This is a genomic window from Paenibacillus sp. B46(2026), from assembly GCF_056786355.1.
Genome location: NZ_CM165907.1, coordinates 5,075,814 through 5,095,850, shown reverse-complemented (window position 1 = coordinate 5,095,850; position 20,037 = coordinate 5,075,814). Strand labels below are relative to the sequence as shown.

Sequence of the window (20,037 nt, the reverse complement as noted above, 5' to 3'; positions counted from 1 at the left end):
GCTAACAACATAATTATTAGCTGCAAAACAGGAGGTTGTCCTAGGACAGCCTCCTGTTTTTTATTTACATACGAAATATGCGTCATGGTTCAATTTCCAAGAAAAGGGTTGACATATGAAATCCAATCCCCTTAATATAAGATTAACACTAACGAAGGGAGGCCGAGAGACATGATGCTTGGTTATGATATGAATCAAACAGGGCGCAACGTAGACACAATTGCATATCCGGCTCATCGTCTCATTGGTCTCATACGGTCGACATAAGGGATAGGCATATCGTTTAGCGGGTTTATAATCGATATGCGTTCTTCGCTAATATTATAGCGATGGATGACAGACACACAGCATGGTCATGCTGCTCTGTTCTCCGTTATTGTCATTCAGTAGAAGCCATGGGCGAATAGCCTATGGCTTTTTTATGTTTATTTTATACAAGGAATCAGTAAACCGAATTTGCTGAACGTACAGGAAGGAATAAAACACATTTATGAATACAAAGTTTAATTTATTGACCAGGCAGAATGAATTCGCAGGTGACTATCGGCATGAAGTGAAATTGCCTGCAGGCGACCTAACCGTATATGCGGCGCAGCAGCTCTTCTCCTCGCTGGATTACAAGGTGTTCGAGATGGCGAACAATAATCTTCAGATTCCGGGAATCTCTTATATGAGTTACACACCAGACGTACATGTCGGTGTAGGTACCTGCATTGGAACGACAGCCGTGTGGGATGCGAAGAGCGGATACGTATCTCCCTCTATCGTGGGCAGTGATATTGGCTGTGGCATGCGAGTGCATATGACGAACCTGCACAAGGACGAATTGAAAGATATTAAACTCCGCCGCAAACTCGTTAAGGCCATTGAGAAAGTTTTGCCGATGGAGGCTAATCAGCGAGGTCATTACTCAGATATCAGACTGGAACATATTGTTCGTAAAGGGCTACATGGGTTACCCAAAAAGTATATTCCGGACAGCTATACCCCGAAAAAATCAACCTCGATGACGCATGTGGAGAGCAGTAAGTTCAGTTACGATGAGGATGTGTTAAACCACATTCCAGATATGACGTGGCATCGTTCGCATCGTCAGCTCGGAACACTGGGTGGGGGGAATCATTTTGCCGAGATCCAGGCGATTGAGATCGCTGAAGAGAATCGTGAAATCGCCGAAGCTTGGGGATTGTACGATGGACAGGTCGTGGTCATGATTCATTCCGGCTCTCGTGCATGGGGTGGTTATGTAAGTCAGACGAGTTCGTCAGCGATTGCCAAAGTCATGCAGCGCCTTAACCTGGGAACATCCGATCCCAGACTGGTATTTGCTCCGCTGGAGCATGCGGAAGGTCGTAGTTATGTGAATATGATGTATTCTGCTTTGAATTACGCCGTTGTCAATCGTCACCTGATTGCGTATGCTATTCGCGAGGCTTTCCGGGATGTGTTTGGTTCCAAGTGTGAATTTCGTACGTTATACGACTTGATGCATAACTATGCCTGGGAGGAATCCCACGCAGATCAAGGTTCCGTTTTTGTGCATCGAAAAGGTGCGACACGTGCGTTGCCAGCAGGGCACCCGGATAATTCAAAGCCTTATCTGGCAACAGGACATCCGGCGCTTATTCCCGGTTCCATGGGAACTGCCTCGTATATCATGGTGGGTCAGACACAAGGTGCCGATAATTATTATTCCATATGTCACGGTGCGGGTCGGATTCGTTCACGGACGGCAACGAAACGACTGGTTACCGTGGAAGATTTTGCTTCGGCACTGGGCGTGGGGACAGAAGATGAGATTGTGGTAAACCAGCGATCACTTGAATCCATTATTGATGAGTCACCTCAGGCTTATAAAAATGTAGATGAGATTATAGACAGTGTTACTGGCGCAGGTCTGGCTCAAGTTGTAGCCAAATGCAAACCGCTTGTAGCGGTCAAGGGAGCGAAATAATGACAATAAACGAAAAACAAACGGATCCAACCCAAGCGATCTATACCTATGACGAACAACATGATACCCGAATTCGAGTGGAAGGGTACGCCATCTATTCAAGGCTGATCCGTGGAATCAGTGAGGCGCTCCATCAGCGTTATGGGGTCGAATACAAGCTCTATGCAAGTTCTGACCCGAACAATGAATATTGGGAGTTACTTCGGGAAGACTTGCAGAATGGCAGTGCCGAAGTGGAATTGGTAGCCCGCATATTCGAAGATCTGGAGCTTCAGACTTTGCATTACGACGATGATGGCGATGTGCCTACTTATGGTGTGCATTACTCCATTCGTAATAACGTATTTGCCTATCCGAAATGGGGCGTTGCGCTTGTACGTGTTCCATTTTTCCGAGAGAACGGAATCTACAGTGAAGACTTTGTTTTTGCTGTCGGTGATGAGGAGATGAAGCAATTTCTGGGAAGTGTCCGCGAACGGGAACGTCAGCAAAATATGAAAAAAGTAACGGTATACACCGATGCCCGGAATGGCAGCGATCGCCATGTCGAATCCATCACTCGTTCCGTGGGAAGAGAAGATGTCGTTCTCTCGGCCCAGATCAAACAGGATATTTTCCGCTCGCTGGATCAGTTCTTCGAAGCGGATCGTTCTTTTTACCGAGATTATGATATCCCGTACAAACGGGGAATTCTATTGTATGGACACCCCGGAAATGGCAAGACCACATTGGTCAAATCCATTGCTGGAAGTATTCCGGGACCGGCTGCGTATTGGCAGATTACGGAGTATACCAATAGTGAATCGGTGCGTGAAGTGTTCGAGGCTGCCAAGCGATTGGCACCAATGGTACTGATCATTGAGGACATCGATTCGATGCCGGATGAAGTCCGTTCCTTTTTCCTGAATACACTGGATGGAGCAACTTCGAAAGAAGGCATTTTCCTGATCGGGACAACGAATTATCCGGAGAAAATAGACCCAGGCCTGATGAACCGTGCTGGACGGTTTGACCGGGCTTACGAAATTCCGCTGCCAGATGAAGAGCTTCGCCTGCAATATTTGCGGCAACGAGGCTTCACCATATTCGCGGGTGAAGAAGGCACGGTAGAGGCAGCTCGCCTGACCGACACCTTCTCTCTTGCGCAGCTGGGTGAGTTGTATGTCAGCGCTGCGCTGGAATGGCATCAGAATGGACAGACAGACATTGTGAAAGTCATTCAGTCGATGCGTAGCGAATTGGATAAGAGCCACAAACATACCTGGCTGGCGCAGCCAGGTAAGGGCCGTGCAGGCTTTTATTGATTGGTAAGAACGATTCGTAACCGGAACGGCTACTTTGATGTACGTTCAGTTTTAGAATAGGCCTATAAATAATCCCACCTCAATTGGTGATACTAACCTTGTCTGCTCTAACATACAATGACTTTCGGGAGGTACATAACGCAGCCTTGAGCTGGTGAGATGCCGGAAAGTAACGCAATCTGTTTCCAAACTGGGCCAAGGCCTGTTTTGCAGAGAAGGATGCATAGGGACAAACGGTAATATGCAAAAAAATTTATGCCAATTGTTTAAATGCTTCTGTAGCGGTTAATAGTAGACAGACAACAACAAAAACTTTAATTAGAGGTGAATGATATGGGTTGGTTATGGTCATTAATTATCGGTGGTATCATTGGTTGGTTGGCAGGTCTGATCGTTGGTCGTGACATTCCAGGTGGTGTTATTGGTAACATCATTGCTGGTTTCATCGGTGGATGGTTAGGTGGAGTAATCTTGGGCGATATGGGTCCTGAGATGGGCGGATTCCACATTGTACCTGCATTGATTGGTGCAATCGTTCTTGTAGCCATTGTAAGCTTGATCTTCCGTTCGATGGGACGTAGTCGCGGGTAACTTACTCAAGATAATTTTTTGAATAAGTCGTCAGCCAAATGCATTACAAATGAAGAGGTTGATTGAGAGCCATAACGATGGCTTTCAATCAACCTCTTGTTGTTTTAGAATATATAAAGATATGCGTATTAAGCTATCTATATAATTTGGACTAAACATTTACACGAGAACGTAGAGGACAGAAATAACCTGAAGAAGTGGAGCTAAAAGCTTTCTGCAAGAAAGCTGCTTCGAAAGCATACACTCGCCTTTATCCCCAGATTTTCTCCTTGTAAAGCCAAATATAAAAAATCTGGGGATAACAGCGATCAGAAGGTTGTTCTGTCATCGGAGTGGTAAGTGTAAAAGGTAGTTAGATAAGAGGGGATGAACGGAATGGAAAAAGCTACATTCGCCGGCGGATGTTTCTGGTGTATGGTTACACCGTTTGAAGAACAACCGGGCATTCATGGTATTGTATCAGGTTATGCTGGCGGCCACGTCGAGAATCCAACATATGAGCAGGTCAAAACAGGGGAGACCGGTCATGTCGAAGTGGTTGAAATTACATTTGATCCAGATGTATTCCCTTATGAACGACTGCTGGAGCTGTACTGGCCACAGATTGATCCGACGGATGACGGAGGCCAGTTCCAGGATCGGGGGACACAGTATCGTACGGCAATCTTTGTGCATAATGAGCGTCAGCGTGAGCTTGCTGAACAGTCCAAGCAGGAACTTGCAGCGAGTGGACGATTCGATCAACCCATTGTTACGGAAATCCGTGATGCTGTCGTATTCTATCCGGCTGAAGACTATCATCAGGATTACCACAAGAAAAACGAGAAACATTACAAGGAAGACCGCGCCTTGTCCGGACGGGACGAGTTTATAGAAGAGAATTGGAAATAGGATAAGTATATCCTGACATGTGAAAAGCCGGAGAGTTCTTTATAGAACTTTTCCGGCTTTTTGGCTAGTGTGTGGAACTAGAATCATTGGCATACGATAAAGAACCAGAGAGACTCTTTTTATTTTGCAGGAGTGGACTTAAGTATATATTTGGACAATGTCTCATCGTTCATGGAATAGATGATATCATCCATATAAGTAGAGATACCTTCTAATGAAGGAACTGAAGCACTTGTGGTGTAGACATGTACGTCCTCCAGCTTCTGTGGATCAAGAATGTATCCTGTTTTGGCAAAATCAAGCTGGTACTGTCCATCCTGCGTCTGGTCCACACGCATAAGTGCAGGCTGTGCGTCCTTGAATGTACGCTCGGTCACTTTGCCTTTCATCGTGTACAGTTCCAGCTTCTGCCCTGTCAGGACTGTATAGCTGTTACGAGCTGTCTGAATATAGGCATCACCAGCAATAGCACGTCCCCAAGCGAGCTTGCCATCGATGCCAAAGCCCATCAGCCGGTTACCCGTGTTCTCGAAATTGGCGCGCATAATAATGGAACCATCGCTCAGAATAGCTAGCGATTCACCGCCGCCATCTCCGAGTGTATTTGCATTGGCAGGGAATTGGTAGAAGGACAGACGATTCAACGTACGATCATAGATCTCCACCTTGGGATTCGCGGCTTGTTGCCAGAAGTTGCCTACCTTGGTTTGTTTACTGGCATCCACTACAATTCGACCATGATCAGCCTTAAGTACAGCACCGTTAATAGTCTTTTCGGTAATCAGCTTGCCCTTTTTGTCATATAACGAGATGGCTGAGCGAACCGAACCATTCGATTGTACGCCCTGACTTGAAGCAACCATCAGCGTATCGTTATCCAATAGGGAGATGCTTGCAGGTGAATTCACCGTTTTGACCCAGTTGGTCTTGCCGGATGTATTGAATGAGTACAATTTTTTGGTTTTGTCCGAATATTCCATATATACATAAGCTGTGCCGTTGCTGGCATATACCGAATCGGAGTAGGTGGTATAAGGGCCACTTTTCTCATGGAATATCGTATTCCACTTCAATTGTCCAGTTGTAGCATCGAATGCCTGAAGAGAGTCCAGTTGCCAGTCCAGCGTGGTTTTGCTGCTTGTTTTGGTCACAGGCTGGGAAGCATGCACATATACGAGATTTTTGGATGGCACGGCATGAATTCCCGTGATCATGACATCTTTTTCCGTATTGGCCTCGGAGAGCATCAGAGAAGATGACGTCCACGCGGGTTTGGGCATGGATTCGGTCGAGGCGGCAGCGTAACTCGTTGTATTCATGGTGAAGAGGAGCATGCCGCTAAGAATGAGGGCAGCCCATGTTTTGGACTTGTGTTTGGTCAATGTATGCAAGTGATAAACCACCTTTCTTCTTCGGTTCAAAACAGAACCGATTGTTTAATTTTACCATTGAAGTCAAGGTGAATTCAACCGAACGTACTGTAACCTTTTATCACTATGGTGTCGTATTATCTTTGTTTAATGAGGTATAACGGTTACAGGGATTTCATCTTCTTTCGATGAAGGTGGAAGTCTGATATATTTAGTGCGGTGACAAGCCATATTTTTGTAATACGTGGAGAGAACATAGAGAATGAACAAGGAGAACAGCTATGAATTGGAGCGAAAATGTGACCCTATGGGTCATTGGATGTATCATCATATTGTTGATATTGGCCTGGATTATTCGGCGTGTTATCGGGCGCGGGCAGCGAATCCGAAGTGAAGCCAATCCTCGTAAGATTACGATAAAGGACATCGACAAGATGGAGGATGGTTCGGAATTTGAATTATATCTCTATCATTTATTCGAACAACTCGGATATGACGAGGTTCATAAGACAACGAGCAGCCGGGATTTTGGGGCAGATCTGGTGTTTGTCGATAGACTCGGCAGACGAAGTGTCATACAAGCGAAGCGATATGGTGCGAACCATCCCGTAGGGTTGAGTGCTGTGCAGGAAATCTATACATCCATGCGTTATTATGAGGCCGACCGATCGATTGTATTGACGTCTGCCCGTTACACCGAAGCCTGCCGGACACTTGCAGCGGTCAATGGAGTGAAGCTGCTGGATCGGGAAGACCTGATGGAGTTAATTCTGTTATTCAAAGCCAGAAGAGTGGAAGAAGCACTGGAACTGATTGAAGAAGATGATCATGAACCGATTGAGACATGGCAGTCCCGGCGAAAGCGGCAATCCCGCTAAGTACTTGGGTTGGGTGGAAGCCTTTGTAATGATGTATATGCCTATTCCAGTAGGAGCACCTTCACTTGCGTAGCTGCACATGATATATTGAGTGTATATCAACCAAAGGAGTGTGTAATCCATTATGGCACGTACACAAACACAAAAAGCATTACGCAAAGCAGAGCGTTCAGGTAAGTGGTGCTCGGAACAGAGCCGGAGAGTTAACGGTGATTATGGTGCGCTATCCCAGCATGTACGCCTCATGCCTACAAAGCAGGAAAAATTGCAAAAGGTCAAACACAAGAAGCAGATCATCCAGGATGGTGGTGCTTCTTTTTATTTTGGGAAGAACCTATACATATGACAACAGCGCTGCACATGAATAAGAAAATCGTTCGGCGTTTTTTGCTGCAAACGCAAGCTTTACTGGGACGTTGGCCCGCAGTTTCCTTACCCTCGGGACCCGACCAAGTTATGAGTCTGATTCGCTCCCTTGGCTGCGTGCAGATCGATCCTGTGGCTGCTGTAACCGGAAACCAGCATTTGGTGCTGGGTGCTCGTGACCCTGGTTATACTGCTGACAGCTTAAATGCGTTGCTGAGTGATCACAGGGTGTTTGAATATTTTGCAAATGCTGCCTGTGTCATTCCAATCGAAGACTATGCTCTCTTTGAACCTGTGCGTGCTCGATTAAGGGAGCGTCTGGCTCCGTCCTTGCAAGGTTTAGAGAAGACAGTGCAGCATGTGTTACAGCGTTTGAAGGAAGAAGGACCTTTACCTTCAAGAGCCTTCCGTGCTGTTGAGCGGGTTAGTGGTTATTGGGACAGTGCGGATGTGCCGAAGACGAAGGATACCACACTTGCTCTGAATTTACTGTTAGACTCCGCTGTGATTCGTGTGGTGGCGAGGCAGGGGAATGAACGTTACTTTCATATTACCGAATCTGAGTTGCAGCAACAGGGACTTCCGATGAAAGAAGACATGGATATGTTTGCCCAGAGACAGGCTCTGCTGGATAAATACATTCATGCGTATCGCGTCGTAGATGCCCGTGATCCCCGTCTGGGTTGGCTAAAATCTACAGCGGCTGAACGACGCGCCGATATTGCTGCCCGTGTGTCAGATGGGCGAATGATTCCGCTTAAGGTGGAGGACGTGGCGACGCCTTATTATATTCGTGCTGAAGATGAGGACTTGTTATTGCATATGAAAAGGGAAGAGCCACACTATGATCCGTCAGGACCGGTACGTTTCCTGCCGCCGCTCGACAATCTGTTATGGAGAAGAGAACGTATTGTCGATTTATTTGATTTTCATTATAAATGGGAGATTTATACGCCAGAGGTGAAAAGAACCTACGGGTATTATGCCATGCCTATTCTTCACGGTGATCGGCTGATTGGACGGATGGACCCCAGACTGGATCGCAAAACTGGAGTACTTACGGTCCGCTTGTTATCCATGGAGGATACAGCTCCACCTATGGAGGAATGGATCACGGATTTTCGGGAGGGACTTCAATTCTTTGCGTCCATGCATGGAGCGGGTTCCATCACTGTGGAGAAGACGGTACCTAAAGAGCTGAAAAAGCTTCTTAAATCGATTTGATTGGGATACATGAAAGCGTGTAAGGGTACGGGAATGGAATTGTTGAGGGGTTTTAAAAAAGACAAAAAAGGCGGAGCCAAAGGGCTCCTCCTTCATTGAATTTAAAATCACATCTCTAGCATTACACCAGAAGTGCTAACGAAAACCTAGGTTCACGTCCACGCCAAAACTTCTTTAGTTCACCAGATGGGGCACTTCAACGTTCGGATCAACATCTGCTTCATAATCCACACCATCTGTCTCAAAACCAAACAGCTGGAAGAATTCGCGACGATAACCTTCCAGATCAGACAGATCGTAGATGTTCTCTGTGGTCAACTCATTCCAGAGCTTCGCCACTTCTTCCTGAACGTCAGCTCTCATCTCCCAATCGTCAATGCGAATGCGGCCTTCGGCATCGGTTGGAACTTCTCCTCCCGCATACAGGCGATCAGCGAACAGACGTTGCAATTGCTCGATGCAGCCCTCGTGCAAGCCTTTTTCTTTCATGACTTTGTACAATGCTGAGATGTATAGCGGCACCACTGGAATCGCGGAGCTGGATTGAGTCACCAGTGCTTTGGCTACTGTTACGTACGCACGTCCACCTTTTGCACTTAGACGATCATTCAACTTGTGTGCAGTTGCTTCCAGATGGTTCTTGGCTTGACCGATGGAACCATCACGATAAATGGCATGGGTCAGTTCAGGACCGATGTAGGAGAAAGCAATCGTTGTTGCATCATCAGCAAGCACCCCGCCTTGTTGCAGGGCATCCATCCACAGTTCCCAATCATCTCCACCCATAACCGTTACCGTCTGACGAATTTCCTCTTCGTTTGCCGGCTCAAGGGTAACGGAGCTGATTTCGCCTGTGTGGAAATTCACCGTTTTGTTCGTATAGGATTGTCCGATAGGCTTCAGCACAGAGTTGAATACTTCACCCGTGTTCGGATCAGTACGGCGTGCCGAGGCTACGCTGTATACGACCAGATCCACCTGACCGAGTTCACTGCGAATCAGTTCAACGGCTTTGTCTCTTGTTTCGTTTGCGAATGCATCACCAGTAATACTGTACGATTTCAGGCCTGCTTCTTCAGCAGCTTTTTCGAATGCGGCGGAATTGTACCAGCCTGCTGAAGCCGTGCGTTTCTCTGTGGAACTGCTTGGACGGTAAATGCCGACCGTATTTGCTCCCGCTCCAAAAGCAGAGACAACGCGTGAAGCCAGACCGTATCCGGTGGAAGCACCGATCACGAGCACATTACGTGGTCCTTTCAGCTCCGGCTGGGATTTCACATAATCAATCTGTTCCTGCACTTGCGCAGCGCAACCTACAGGGTGGGAAGTGGTACAAATAAAACCACGTGTTCTTGGTTTAATAATCATTTATTTGCATCCTTTCATATTCAGCTCATGTTTCAGCATTTCGATAAAATGCTCGTATACATACCTCCTTATTGTAAAACAATTACCTCGGAAACGGAAACCGTTTCGTTTGATTTCGCCGCAAGGGTGGTGTTATATCTCTAATTTTGCGATGATGTGGATAGAATGTACTCGCTCGTTAGGATAGAAAGGACAGGGAAACCATGCTGAAAGAACGCATTGAACTGTTAAGCAAAAGAAAACAGATTTCCCGTAAAGACCTTGTGGAAGGTCTGGTCACGCAGGCCCATTTTGCAAATATTCTGGCGGAACGTTATCCGCTCCCTGAGGACTTGGCAGAAGCCATCGCCGGGCGTCTTGGGGTATCCCCTTCCTATATTCTAAAGGCTGCGGCTCAGGACAAAGAAACACTCGAACGGTCAAAGGCCATTTTCGAACAAATGTCCGTTCCAGCGTCGGCGATATCCGAAGATACGGTGCATGCGCTGGCAGATCGATCGGGATGACACGCTGATCGTAGAGCTGACAACGGCCTTGATGAAGGCAGTTTATTATCAGCAATTAAACGATGCAACAGCTCATGAGTATATACATACGTCCTACCTTAATTTTTACCTGGAGAAATACGGTCGTCCAGACGATATTGATCTGCCGCGTCCTTTAGTCAAGGCGCTCTTGTTCTATAACATACAATATTATCGCTCCAAAATGGCCTGTGTAGATGTATTAACTCATGCAGCCAGTCTCAGTGAGCTGGCGCTTCCTGGCAGAGCCATTTGGCTCTTGCGCATGGAGATCGCGAAGTTTTCATGGAGCGGGCGCTTGCGTGTCTGCCTTATTTTGAATCCGCCCAGCATGTCATGCGGCTTGAACCGTTATATGAAGGAATGGCTGTGGTGTCCGAGGATCAGCGAGAAGCGGAGGCAGTAATAAGATCAAGCTTCAGCTCAAACTCAGCATAACAAAGACGAACGGTGAAACCTTCAATGTGACGACTCAAAAAGAGATTTTATCGTCTGCGCTGCCGCAGGTGCAGCAAGGTCATATCATTAACGTCATTTATTCAAGACAAGACCCGACAAAATTGGTTTTAGCATTGAATGTACAGGAAGGACAATTAAGTGACTTGTTCTCCTCCTGAGGATGTAGACAAAAGGAGGATCTACAGGTCATGTTTATGACGTGTGGGTCCTCCCTATTTCATTTGGTATGTACGAGAGATGCAAGCAATGTTCTGCTATCAGACAATACCAAGGCGCATTCGATAAGAAAAGAGTACTGTTCTGGATTCTCCGTCAAATACACGATTAGCCAGCCCTCTGAACTCGTCGGCAGCTGTTAATAGATCATCCGCTCCGAGCTTCAACGCCGTTTGCAAGCCGCCTTGACTCAAGGCCAGATTGACGTAACGATCGGCCGTGAATGTCTCGTGGTGATGAAACACAATTTCCCGAACATAGCGGAACAATCCAGACTGCTGAATCTGCTGCAGATGCCCATCCTTGCTCCATTTGTGTGCCTGATTCTCTTGGGGAGCGAGACTGGACGCTCGATAATCTGCCTCCGTATTCAGCTGCAGATACGCTTGTTCCAGCTCCCAGTCCAGCATTGGCGGCCAGTCGCAGTCATAAGCAGCAAAGATGCCCCCTGTACGAAGTACACGTGCAAACTCGCGTAGTGTGGGTTGCGGCTCCATCCAGTGAAACGATTGCGAGCAGGTCAGCACATCCACACTGCCATCTGGTAGTCCGAGGTCGTGAGACAAGCCGGACACAAACCGAAGGTTATCCGGCTTGCCCGCAGATTCCCACTTGGACTCCGCTACAGACCTCATGTCATCGCTGGGTTCAAAACCGATGATGCGTTCAGCTTCATTAAGCCAGATCCACGAGGATAAGCCGGTGCCACAGCCAACATCGGCGACCATACGCGGTGTGCTTCCAAGATATGTCGTTAGAATATCCACCACTTCAGTGGGAGCAGCTGGTCGGTTCTGATCGTATAACGTACCAAAACCTTTGAAACGTTCCACATTGTTCCGTCTAATGTCTTGCATGGATAAACCTCCTTTGGTCAGATGGATGACGGAGAGTCTGCTGTGATCAAAAGTTGTACAGGCTTATATTATATCATTCATTGTCGGATTGTTTGTTCATGACGTTCCGCAAATGTTCAACAGCTTTAATATGACGTCTGAGCAACTCATGTCCAACATGAGTCGGCTCAATTACGGTCAACTCGGAACCAAACGATAAGAGGAAAGAGTATAGCCATTCCCCTACATTCAGTTCGAGAGACACACGCAGCCTGCCATCAGGCTCTTTTGTAATGAGAGACGGTTCAAAAAAATCATGAACTCGGTATGCGATATTGCTAGAGAATGAGAGGGTCAGAGGCGTCAGGGCGGTGGCAGCCTCTGATTCAGGATGGATTGATTCTGCAGTGACGGGATGACCATGTTTTCGCGTCAGAAAAGTCAACTGGGTAATCCGTTTCATCTTGAATGTCTCGAATTCTCTCCGGTCAGGATCATCATGAATATACCCTTTGAAGTACCATGTACTGTTTTTGAATATAAGCTTCTGTGGCTCCACGGTCGGGTTGCTCTTCTCACCATCCGAATTAATATAGTGAAACGTAATCAGTTGATTCGTTAATATGGCCTGTTTCACCTGATTGAACAGTTCTCTCTCTTGCAGGGGGATGCTGCCCCATGGTGAGAAATTGAATTCGATCCAGTCCAGCTTGTGATCAAACAGGGCGGTTAACCGTTGCAGCATATGGGCACTGTTAAGGTGGGGAATCGCACTGATGCTGTATAGTCCCATCAAAATTTCATTCTGGTCTTCTTCCGACAGCAGCGACTTGTCCATGACATAGTTGTCCATGAGATGAATGCCGCCATGTTTGCCTGTCGTGGTATAGACGGGGATGCCAGCAGCGCTCAGCCGGTCGATATCACGGTACACCGTACGTACAGAGATCTCGAACATACGGGCGAGTTCGGGTGCAGTGGCTTTCTTTTTCTCCAATAACAAAAGCAACATTCGAAATAGTCGGTTATTTTCCATGCTCTGATTATACCATGACAATAGGTGTCAGGGTATGGATGGTACACTGGTCATATAGTCTTGTTGAGATATGAAGGAGGAACTGATCATGACAATGAAAGAAGGATTTTACTGGGGTGGCGCAACGGCTGCCAATCAATTCGAGGGTGGATGGAACCAGGGTGGCAAGGGGCCAAGCACGTCTGATATGATGACAGGGGGAACCCACACGATTCCACGCCGGATTACGCCTGTATTGGAAGAGGGCACGTATTATCCGAGCCATGAAGCGGTTGATTTTTACGGACATTACAAAGAAGATATTGCCATGATGGCAGAGATGGGCTTCAAAATGTTCCGCATGTCCATCAACTGGTCCCGGATCTATCCGAACGGTTACGATCTGGAGCCAAACGAAGAGGGATTGCAGTTCTACGATAATGTCTTTGCCGAGTTGAAAAAGTACAATATCGAGCCGCTCGTAACGATCTCCCATTATGAAACGCCATTTGGTCTGACACAGAAGTATAACGGCTGGGCTTCCCGTGAAGTCATCGATTGTTATATCCGTTATTGTACAACCCTCTTCAACCGGTACAAGGATCAGGTCAAATACTGGTTGACGTTCAACGAAATCAACATCCTCACGATGCCAATGGGCGCTTATATGGGTGCAGGTATCTTGTTCGAAGGCAAAGAGTCATTGACGGATGGTATCGATGATCCACAGACTCGCTTCCAAGCATTGCATCACCAATTCGTCGCAAGTGCCAAAGCGGTGAAGCTGGGACATGAGATCAACCCTGAGTTCAAGATTGGCTGTATGGTTGCATTCATGACAACCTACCCCAATACATGTAATCCGGACGACATGCTGCTTGCACAGAAGAAAGACCAGCTGTCCAACATGATCTGTGGTGACGTACAGGTTCGTGGAGCGTATCCTGGATTCGCCAAACGTTTCTTCGCCGAAGAAGGTATCCAGATCGAGATGCAACCGGGAGACGAACAGACCCTGCGTGAAGGCTGCGTAGACTTCTATTCCTTCAGTTATTACATGTCTCTGGTTGAAAGTGCGGATCAGACGCTGGAAAGAGCAGAAGGCAATCTGCTTGGCGGTATTAAAAATCCATATCTCGAAGCCTCCGACTGGGGCTGGCAGATCGATCCGAAAGGACTGCGTTACACGCTGAATCATCTGTATGATCGTTATCAGATTCCACTGATGGTGGTTGAGAACGGTCTGGGTGCTGTCGATGTGGTAGAGGAAGACGGCTCCATTCAAGATGACTATCGCATTGATTATTTGAAAGGTCACATTGAACAAATGAAAGAAGCGGTAGCTGACGGCGTAGATCTGATTGCCTACACCATGTGGGGATGTATCGACCTGGTTAGTGCATCCACTGGAGAGATGAAGAAGCGTTATGGCTTCATTCATGTCAACAAGGACAACGATGGTAACGGAGACTTAAGCAGAACACCGAAGAAGAGCTTCCACTGGTACAAAAAAGTTATCGAATCCAATGGTGAAGAGTTATAATTTAGCATAATCAATACCCGCTTGTTCCTATGCATGGGACAGGCGGGTTTTTGTATTGTGGTGCATAAAATGCAGATTTATTTACATACTGAACTAAAGTGACTAACTTAACTATGATATTTTAAATCTACTTTACGGACACTGTGGAATCGTTGATAACTGATTTTAGAAAGGTGAGATTTCTGTGGACGCGTCTGGGAACCGCTACAATATGTCGCCCATTCATATATTTTTTGTGTTATATGTCAGTTTGGTCAGTGTTGGTTTGATGAATTTTCAATATAAGATGCTTCACGGGGCAGAGAACGATGGTTGGATCAGCATTGTGATTGCCTCTTTTATTGTAGCCGGAGTTATTAAAATGATGTATGTTTTGCTGGGACGCCAATCCCCGACCCAAGCTACGCTTGTACACATCAATCAACGCTATTGGGGCAGGTACGCAGGCTCCATCATCAACTGGATTTTTATGTTGTACTTTGTGCTGGGTTCTTCTGTGGCCTTCCTTTCCTATGTTCATATTGTTCAATTATGGGTTCTACCTACCCAAAATACCTGGTTAATCAGTCTGGCAATATTGGTAATAGCCTACTATTGCGTGGCTGGCGGGATACAGTCGGTAGCAGGTATGTGTCTTTGGGGAACCCTGTTCATTCTCGTGCTTGTTTTTCCACAAATTCTTCTGGTGTCATCCTATTTACATCCTCGCAATTTGCTGCCGATTTTGGATCATGATGCCTCCTCCATCTGGCTTTCAACACGGGATATGCTCCACGAATTTATCGGCTGCGGTATTCTGCTGGTCATTTATCCCTTTATCCGAACACCCGAACGTTCGATTAAATGGGCTTATGCTGCAGTCATTACCGCCACAGTGGTGTACTTGGTTTTTTTCACATTTGCCTTTATGTTCTTCAGTCACGGACAAATGAAAGAGCATCTGTGGCCCACACTCAATCTGATCAGTATTATCGAATTGCCCTTGATCCAACGCATGGAGTATCTGGTCTTGTCTTTCTGGTTATTGAAAATGTTAGCGATTATTACGCTGGGGCTATGGGCGGCCTGTCATTGTCTAAAATTAGAGAGGTCGATCAGACCCACCCTGGGTCTGAAGTTCGCTGTGGTAATCTTCGTGATTTTAATCTTGATCATTAGAGATACCAACCAGATTGAGATGATGACAGAGGTGTATATGCGAATCGGAGAAGTGTTGATCTATATGTATCTTCCGCTTCTTTTTCTATTCTCCTTGTTCCGAATCAATCAGGGTCAGTTCTCCCCCACGAAGGACACAACAAATAGCGCGGACAAAGGAGATGAAGAATGAACTTATCTGCCCATACTCAAGAGCAAAGATTGGAGTCCGTTACGGATGTGCTTGCAGCCTGTGGTCGTTCCGATGATTTCATGACACGTGATATAACCATCGGCAGTTTGCCACTCGAATGTTGCTATTATAAAACGCTGGTAGACAGTCATTTGCTGGAAGTTGTAATTCATGCGTTGCAAGAGCGCACTGCTGCTGACACCGTAGTGAGTCTTCACGATCTGATAACCCATATCCCTCTGGAGGAACTGAAAGTTACGGATCAGAGCGATGAAGTGTTGCAGGCTCTTCTTCAGGGCAATCTGCTGATTCGATGCCATACTCATGAACAGGAGACTATTCTCGTTCCTATGACAGGAAAGGAGGGAATTCGGAGTGACAATGATACGGAGAATGAGTTCAGTGTAATAGGTCCAAAAGTCGGTTTCGTGGAATCCTTGCCAGTGAATCTGCACTTGATTCGCATGCAGCTGCGCACAACCAATCTGATTGTAAAGGAAATAACGGTAGGGTCCTTGTCCCAATCCAAAGTGGCCATTCTCTATGTGGAAGGCATCGTCAATCCTGACAACGTGACCAGGATGGAAGAGAGACTGAAGGCCATTGATTTTGATGTTGTATTTGATACCTCACAATTGGATCAATTGATTTCAGACAATTCGTTCACGCCTTTTCCGCTGTTTACCACAACGGAACGCAGGGACAGAGTTATCTATGCGCTCATAACAGGCCAGGTGGCGGTGATTAGTGATGGCTCTCCCTCTTTTATAACAGGCCCATCGACGTTGTTTGATTTCTTTGTCTCTCCGGAGGATTATTATCTGCCTTGGGCGCTGGGTTCCTTTTTTCGCCTGATCCGCATCTTGGGGGTAATCTTCTCCCTATTCGCCTCGGCGCTATATGTTGCCTTAATGACATTTCACTACGAAGTTGTGCCTAAAGAGCTTTTGGGCAAATTGATTTCGACCAGGCAAAGTGTACCCTTTCCACCTTTTTTTGAAGCGATATTTCTGGAAACGACGATTGAATTTTTGCGGGAAGCCGGAGCGAGACTACCGAATCGTATCGGACAAACGCTTGGCGTAGTGGGTGGCATTATTCTGGGACAAGCTGCTGTAGAAGCTGCGCTCACAAGTAATGTATTAATTATTATTGTGTCCTTGTCTGCGCTGGCTTCCTTTGTCACACCCATCTATAAAATGTCGAATGCGATTCGTTTTTTACGCTTTCCGATTATTCTGCTCGCTTCACTCTGGGGCGCGTTTGGCATTGCGATTGGACTTTGTGTTCTGCTGGTTCATCTGTCACGCTTGAAGTCACTGGGGTCACCGTACATGGCACCCTTTTTCCCCATGCGGTTCAACGATCTTAAGGACAGCTTGATTCGCGCATCCTATGAACAGACGAACACTCGTCCGAGTTATTTAAGGCCACTCTCCCTCATTCGTTACAAGCCAAGTAAAGTGCATCGAAGAAATCGTCTGGACGAGGAGTGATTGGACATGACACGTATAGGTAAAATCCTGTTCATCGTAACCGTCATAGTTCTACTCAGTTCCTGTAAAGACACCAATATCATCAACAACATCAGTCTTGTTCTAACCTCCGCATATGATCTGCAAGATAACCATGTTCATAACAGTGTGCTGATTGGTGAATACATCGACAAGGACATGAGTGATGTCAGATTGATGGAGATCGATTCATCGAATAGTTTTGACGTTGTGTCAAGGATGAACATGCAATCGAAGGAACCTATTGAATACGGTCAGTTGAGAGTGATGGTACTCGGGGAAACGTATGCACGTCATGAGATTGGGAATATTTTGCATATTCTGTCTCACAATACAAAGGTGTCCAGACGGATGCAACTTGCGGTTGCTGAAGGCAAGGCGCTCGATATTATTAAGGCTTCCATGCCTTTTCACGATCCGTTATATCTGATGAAATTGATTGAGCAAAATTCCAATTATGCGAATCTGCCTCATTCAAGCTTGCATCAGACGTTGTTCCAGTATTTTAGCAAGGGTCAGGATATTTATCTTCCAAGGCTCACCCTTAACGACCAACAGAAAATTGAACTGAACGGTCTGGTTATATTCAAGGGCGAGAAGGCCACACTTCAGATCAATGAGGATGAGGGACTGTGCTTGAAATTGCTGACAGAGAACGCTAAAAACGGCAAGTTTCTGGTGCCCATCACAGATGTTCCGAACTTGACACAATCCTCTCCGAAAGAACCTCACTATGCATTGCTTAAAATTTTGTCTTCATCCGTAAAGCATCGGTCTTCTGATCCACAGTCCGAGACTTTGGATACGAGCATTCGGATCAGTGCTTCCGTCATTAAAGACTCACAAAATGACTTTCTCTTATCGGGCAACGATATGAAAGCTCTGGAGCGTGAGATCCAACAACATATGGAAGCGGAAATCAATCGACTGGTTCAGAAATTTCAGTCCGAACATGTGGACCCTGTAGGCTTCGGAGATTATGTGAAAAGCCGTACCCGTCACTGGAATAGCCAGACATTCTACAAGAATTATTCTGCCATGGATATTCGCTTACATGTGGATCTGAACCTCGTACAGGATGGAATTCAGGAATAAGATTAAAGAAATAAGACAAAGGAATCCCCGGCTATCTCAATAGCCGGGGATTCCTTTGTCTGCTACAATAGCAAGCCGTCTATGCCAGTCTTCTGCTTTGCAGTTGGGACATGCGCTCCAAATGCCGCCGGTAAAACCATATGCATGTGGAGAGCCAGCAACCACTCAAGAAATATCCGCCGACGATATCACTTGGATAATGCACACCCAAGTAGATACGACTTATACCAATGGTCAGTATAAATACGGCGCTGGCAATAATCATAAGCACACGTCCGGCGACGGTAGGAACATGTTTCCAGATCAGAAAGGCCAGTCCACCATACAGGCTAAATGCGGCCATGGAATGTCCGCTGGGGAAGCTGTAGCCGCTCACTTCGATGATCCGGTTAATGGTAGGTCTGGCACGCTGGAATACCAGTTTGAGCAATGCATTTGACAGGGTTGAACCGGCGAGCACACAAGCCAGGAAGAGCAGTTCGCGTTTGTGTCGCATCCAAACGTATAACACAATCATGGCGATAATGGTAATGAAGACCACAGGCATTTCGCTGCCGATCCAGGTAAAAAGGTGCATGAATTGTGTCATACCGGGAGATTCCAACTCCTGAATCCAGCCAATCAGCGTATCATCAAATCGATGAATCTGGTTGTCGCTGATGGACAGGGCGATGCTTACAAAGGCGATCATGCATAACGCTGCAACGAGCAGCGGGAATGAGATATTTTTTTTCCAGTTGTGTATCAAATGTTGAGTTCCTCCGTGATGGTTGATTTCGTATGTTGTGTCCTTGCGTATGTCGGACATAACGATATTCGTATTGTGCTATAATTTTACAATAAATATAGCAGCAATAAAAATAGGTAACCTTTACAACGGTTGTTCAAGCAGAGAATCTAGGAGGGGAACGGGCGGAATGAAGCGGTTGATGATGTGCATGTTGGTCTTACTGTTGGTTACGTCTGGGTTAGCTCTATTTCCCGGAGAGAAAGTGTATGCTTGCAGCTGTGTCGAGAGTGATGTTCAAAAGAGGTTGGAAACGTATACCACGGTATTTACAGGAGAAGTGGTGAAGAAAGGCGAGTCTCAGCAATCGAAGCATGACGGCATCTTAAGAGAGTATACCTTTGATGTAGATTCTGCATGGAAGGGAGTCAGTGCCAAAAAGATGAAAATTGTGGGGAAGGACGGAGGGTCTGACTCCTGTGGCATTCAATTTGAAAAGAATCAGTCTTACCTGATCTTTGCCAGTCTGGATGAACGAGACAACAGGCTGCATACGAATCTGTGCAGTGGCAATGTTCCTGTCGAACAAGCCGGAGACGATTTGAAATTGCTTGGCGCGGGCAAGGTTGTAAATGAAGAAGATTTTGGAGAAACCAATGATGGTGGGCGAACTGGGCCTTTCTATCTCATCTTATATGGCGGAGTCATTTTATTGGCAGCGTTGGCAGTCGTGTGGGTCTGGAGACGAAAGAGAAGAATCTGATTGCCCAACGAAAAAGAAGCCAATCCCCGTACAGAGCGTTAAGATACATTGACGTTCCATACGGGGATT

The 20,037-nt window shown here is 46.4% G+C and carries 21 protein-coding genes; 16 read left to right on the top strand and 5 right to left on the bottom strand.

The window, feature by feature from the left end; translation table 11 throughout:
* Positions 1 to 490: 490 nt before the first annotated feature.
* The 4 genes from AC1S8V_RS22725 (at position 491) to msrA (ending at position 4,740) form a co-directional block, all read left to right on the top strand.
* On the top strand, positions 491 to 1,954 hold the full coding sequence (locus tag AC1S8V_RS22725; protein ID WP_482070882.1) for an RtcB family protein: 1,464 nt from the start codon (positions 491 to 493) through the stop codon (positions 1,952 to 1,954).
* Entirely contained in the window at positions 1,954 to 3,258 is a 1,305-nt protein-coding gene (locus tag AC1S8V_RS22720; RefSeq protein ID WP_482070881.1) for an AAA family ATPase, read from the top strand. The genes AC1S8V_RS22725 and AC1S8V_RS22720 overlap by 1 nt, the downstream gene beginning before the upstream one ends.
* Positions 3,259 to 3,591: 333 nt before the next feature.
* A complete protein-coding gene (locus AC1S8V_RS22715; protein ID WP_062835823.1) occupies positions 3,592 to 3,849 on the top strand; it encodes a GlsB/YeaQ/YmgE family stress response membrane protein in 258 nt (85 codons plus the stop codon).
* Between the two features lie 375 nt (positions 3,850 to 4,224).
* A complete protein-coding gene (msrA, locus tag AC1S8V_RS22710; RefSeq protein WP_482070880.1) occupies positions 4,225 to 4,740 on the top strand; it encodes a peptide-methionine (S)-S-oxide reductase MsrA in 516 nt (171 codons plus the stop codon).
* Positions 4,741 to 4,859: 119 nt separating this feature from the next.
* On the opposite strand, the gene AC1S8V_RS22705 is transcribed toward msrA, so the two are convergent.
* A complete protein-coding gene (locus tag AC1S8V_RS22705) occupies positions 4,860 to 6,122 on the bottom strand; it encodes a hypothetical protein (protein WP_482070879.1) in 1,263 nt (420 codons plus the stop codon).
* Here AC1S8V_RS22705 and AC1S8V_RS22700 point away from each other — a divergent pair.
* The 4 genes from AC1S8V_RS22700 (at position 6,122) to AC1S8V_RS22685 (ending at position 8,578) form a co-directional block, all read left to right on the top strand.
* Complete coding sequence (locus AC1S8V_RS22700; RefSeq protein ID WP_482070878.1) at positions 6,122 to 6,271, top strand: hypothetical protein; 150 nt, start codon at positions 6,122 to 6,124, stop codon at positions 6,269 to 6,271. The two genes, AC1S8V_RS22705 and AC1S8V_RS22700, sit on opposite strands and share 1 nt — an antisense overlap.
* A gap of 120 nt (positions 6,272 to 6,391) precedes the next feature.
* Positions 6,392 to 6,988, top strand: coding sequence for a restriction endonuclease (locus AC1S8V_RS22695; protein ID WP_482070877.1), 597 nt, complete (start codon positions 6,392 to 6,394; stop codon positions 6,986 to 6,988).
* A 124-nt stretch (positions 6,989 to 7,112) separates the two neighbouring features.
* A complete protein-coding gene (locus AC1S8V_RS22690) occupies positions 7,113 to 7,334 on the top strand; it encodes a hypothetical protein (protein ID WP_482070876.1) in 222 nt (73 codons plus the stop codon).
* A gap of 14 nt (positions 7,335 to 7,348) precedes the next feature.
* Entirely contained in the window at positions 7,349 to 8,578 is a 1,230-nt protein-coding gene (locus tag AC1S8V_RS22685; protein WP_482070875.1) for a DNA glycosylase AlkZ-like family protein, read from the top strand.
* A gap of 174 nt (positions 8,579 to 8,752) precedes the next feature.
* On the opposite strand, the gene fabV is transcribed toward AC1S8V_RS22685, so the two are convergent.
* Positions 8,753 to 9,946 carry an enoyl-ACP reductase FabV gene (gene fabV / locus AC1S8V_RS22680; protein WP_145323875.1) on the bottom strand — a complete coding sequence of 398 codons (1,194 nt, stop codon included), beginning with the start codon at positions 9,944 to 9,946 and terminating at the stop codon, positions 8,753 to 8,755.
* Positions 9,947 to 10,149: 203 nt separating this feature from the next.
* On the opposite strand from fabV, the gene AC1S8V_RS22675 reads away from it, so the two are divergent.
* The 3 genes from AC1S8V_RS22675 to AC1S8V_RS22665 are packed head-to-tail and all read left to right on the top strand — an operon-like array spanning position 10,150 to position 11,087.
* A complete protein-coding gene (locus AC1S8V_RS22675; protein WP_482070874.1) occupies positions 10,150 to 10,452 on the top strand; it encodes a hypothetical protein in 303 nt (100 codons plus the stop codon).
* Positions 10,427 to 10,876, top strand: a complete 450-nt coding sequence (locus AC1S8V_RS22670; RefSeq protein WP_482070873.1) for a hypothetical protein — start codon at positions 10,427 to 10,429, stop codon at positions 10,874 to 10,876. Before AC1S8V_RS22675 ends, AC1S8V_RS22670 begins: the two co-directional genes overlap by 26 nt.
* 58 nt (positions 10,877 to 10,934) lie before the next feature.
* Positions 10,935 to 11,087 carry a hypothetical protein gene (locus AC1S8V_RS22665; RefSeq protein ID WP_482070872.1) on the top strand — a complete coding sequence of 51 codons (153 nt, stop codon included), beginning with the start codon at positions 10,935 to 10,937 and terminating at the stop codon, positions 11,085 to 11,087.
* A gap of 99 nt (positions 11,088 to 11,186) precedes the next feature.
* Here the strand turns inward: AC1S8V_RS22665 and AC1S8V_RS22660 are convergent, their stop codons facing one another.
* Together AC1S8V_RS22660 and AC1S8V_RS22655 are read right to left on the bottom strand one after the other, a co-directional pair.
* Positions 11,187 to 12,002 (bottom strand): class I SAM-dependent methyltransferase, encoded by an 816-nt coding sequence (locus AC1S8V_RS22660; protein ID WP_482070871.1) that lies wholly within the window; start codon positions 12,000 to 12,002, stop codon positions 11,187 to 11,189.
* Between the two features lie 73 nt (positions 12,003 to 12,075).
* Positions 12,076 to 12,993, bottom strand: coding sequence for a helix-turn-helix transcriptional regulator (locus tag AC1S8V_RS22655; RefSeq protein WP_482070870.1), 918 nt, complete (start codon positions 12,991 to 12,993; stop codon positions 12,076 to 12,078).
* 112 nt (positions 12,994 to 13,105) lie between these two features.
* On the opposite strand from AC1S8V_RS22655, the gene AC1S8V_RS22650 reads away from it, so the two are divergent.
* From AC1S8V_RS22650 to AC1S8V_RS22635, 4 genes are all read left to right on the top strand, one after another.
* Positions 13,106 to 14,539 carry a glycoside hydrolase family 1 protein gene (locus AC1S8V_RS22650; protein WP_482070869.1) on the top strand — a complete coding sequence of 478 codons (1,434 nt, stop codon included), beginning with the start codon at positions 13,106 to 13,108 and terminating at the stop codon, positions 14,537 to 14,539.
* A 211-nt stretch (positions 14,540 to 14,750) separates the two neighbouring features.
* Entirely contained in the window at positions 14,751 to 15,869 is a 1,119-nt protein-coding gene (locus AC1S8V_RS22645; RefSeq protein ID WP_482070868.1) for a GerAB/ArcD/ProY family transporter, read from the top strand.
* A complete protein-coding gene (locus AC1S8V_RS22640) occupies positions 15,866 to 17,365 on the top strand; it encodes a spore germination protein (RefSeq protein ID WP_482070867.1) in 1,500 nt (499 codons plus the stop codon). The genes AC1S8V_RS22645 and AC1S8V_RS22640 overlap by 4 nt, the downstream gene beginning before the upstream one ends.
* A gap of 6 nt (positions 17,366 to 17,371) precedes the next feature.
* Positions 17,372 to 18,478: a Ger(x)C family spore germination protein gene (locus tag AC1S8V_RS22635; protein WP_482070866.1), complete on the top strand. Its 1,107-nt coding sequence runs from the start codon at positions 17,372 to 17,374 to the stop codon at positions 18,476 to 18,478.
* Positions 18,479 to 18,557: 79 nt separating this feature from the next.
* Here AC1S8V_RS22635 and AC1S8V_RS22630 read toward each other — a convergent pair whose 3' ends face one another.
* Positions 18,558 to 19,226 carry a phosphatase PAP2 family protein gene (locus tag AC1S8V_RS22630; RefSeq protein ID WP_482070865.1) on the bottom strand — a complete coding sequence of 223 codons (669 nt, stop codon included), beginning with the start codon at positions 19,224 to 19,226 and terminating at the stop codon, positions 18,558 to 18,560.
* Positions 19,227 to 19,395: 169 nt separating this feature from the next.
* On the opposite strand from AC1S8V_RS22630, the gene AC1S8V_RS22625 reads away from it, so the two are divergent.
* Positions 19,396 to 19,968, top strand: a complete 573-nt coding sequence (locus AC1S8V_RS22625; RefSeq protein WP_482070864.1) for a hypothetical protein — start codon at positions 19,396 to 19,398, stop codon at positions 19,966 to 19,968.
* The last annotated feature ends 69 nt before the right edge of the window (positions 19,969 to 20,037 follow it).

Excerpts from the sequence above, each read along its gene's own strand:
- AC1S8V_RS22725 (WP_482070882.1), top strand. The coding sequence starts at position 491 with ATGAATACAAAGTTTAATTTATTGACCAGGCAGAATGAATTCGCAGGT.
- AC1S8V_RS22720 (WP_482070881.1), top strand. The coding sequence starts at position 1,954 with ATGACAATAAACGAAAAACAAACGGATCCAACCCAAGCGATCTATACC.
- AC1S8V_RS22715 (WP_062835823.1), top strand. The coding sequence starts at position 3,592 with ATGGGTTGGTTATGGTCATTAATTATCGGTGGTATCATTGGTTGGTTG.
- msrA (WP_482070880.1), top strand. The coding sequence starts at position 4,225 with ATGGAAAAAGCTACATTCGCCGGCGGATGTTTCTGGTGTATGGTTACA.
- AC1S8V_RS22700 (WP_482070878.1), top strand. The coding sequence starts at position 6,122 with ATGTATGCAAGTGATAAACCACCTTTCTTCTTCGGTTCAAAACAGAAC.
- AC1S8V_RS22695 (WP_482070877.1), top strand. The coding sequence starts at position 6,392 with ATGAATTGGAGCGAAAATGTGACCCTATGGGTCATTGGATGTATCATC.
- AC1S8V_RS22690 (WP_482070876.1), top strand. The coding sequence starts at position 7,113 with ATGGCACGTACACAAACACAAAAAGCATTACGCAAAGCAGAGCGTTCA.
- AC1S8V_RS22685 (WP_482070875.1), top strand. The coding sequence starts at position 7,349 with ATGAATAAGAAAATCGTTCGGCGTTTTTTGCTGCAAACGCAAGCTTTA.
- fabV (WP_145323875.1), bottom strand. The coding sequence starts at position 9,946 with ATGATTATTAAACCAAGAACACGTGGTTTTATTTGTACCACTTCCCAC.
- AC1S8V_RS22675 (WP_482070874.1), top strand. The coding sequence starts at position 10,150 with ATGCTGAAAGAACGCATTGAACTGTTAAGCAAAAGAAAACAGATTTCC.
- AC1S8V_RS22670 (WP_482070873.1), top strand. The coding sequence starts at position 10,427 with ATGCGCTGGCAGATCGATCGGGATGACACGCTGATCGTAGAGCTGACA.
- AC1S8V_RS22660 (WP_482070871.1), bottom strand. The coding sequence starts at position 12,002 with ATGCAAGACATTAGACGGAACAATGTGGAACGTTTCAAAGGTTTTGGT.
- AC1S8V_RS22655 (WP_482070870.1), bottom strand. The coding sequence starts at position 12,993 with ATGTTGCTTTTGTTATTGGAGAAAAAGAAAGCCACTGCACCCGAACTC.
- AC1S8V_RS22650 (WP_482070869.1), top strand. The coding sequence starts at position 13,106 with ATGACAATGAAAGAAGGATTTTACTGGGGTGGCGCAACGGCTGCCAAT.
- AC1S8V_RS22645 (WP_482070868.1), top strand. The coding sequence starts at position 14,751 with ATGTCGCCCATTCATATATTTTTTGTGTTATATGTCAGTTTGGTCAGT.
- AC1S8V_RS22640 (WP_482070867.1), top strand. The coding sequence starts at position 15,866 with ATGAACTTATCTGCCCATACTCAAGAGCAAAGATTGGAGTCCGTTACG.
- AC1S8V_RS22635 (WP_482070866.1), top strand. The coding sequence starts at position 17,372 with ATGACACGTATAGGTAAAATCCTGTTCATCGTAACCGTCATAGTTCTA.
- AC1S8V_RS22625 (WP_482070864.1), top strand. The coding sequence starts at position 19,396 with ATGAAGCGGTTGATGATGTGCATGTTGGTCTTACTGTTGGTTACGTCT.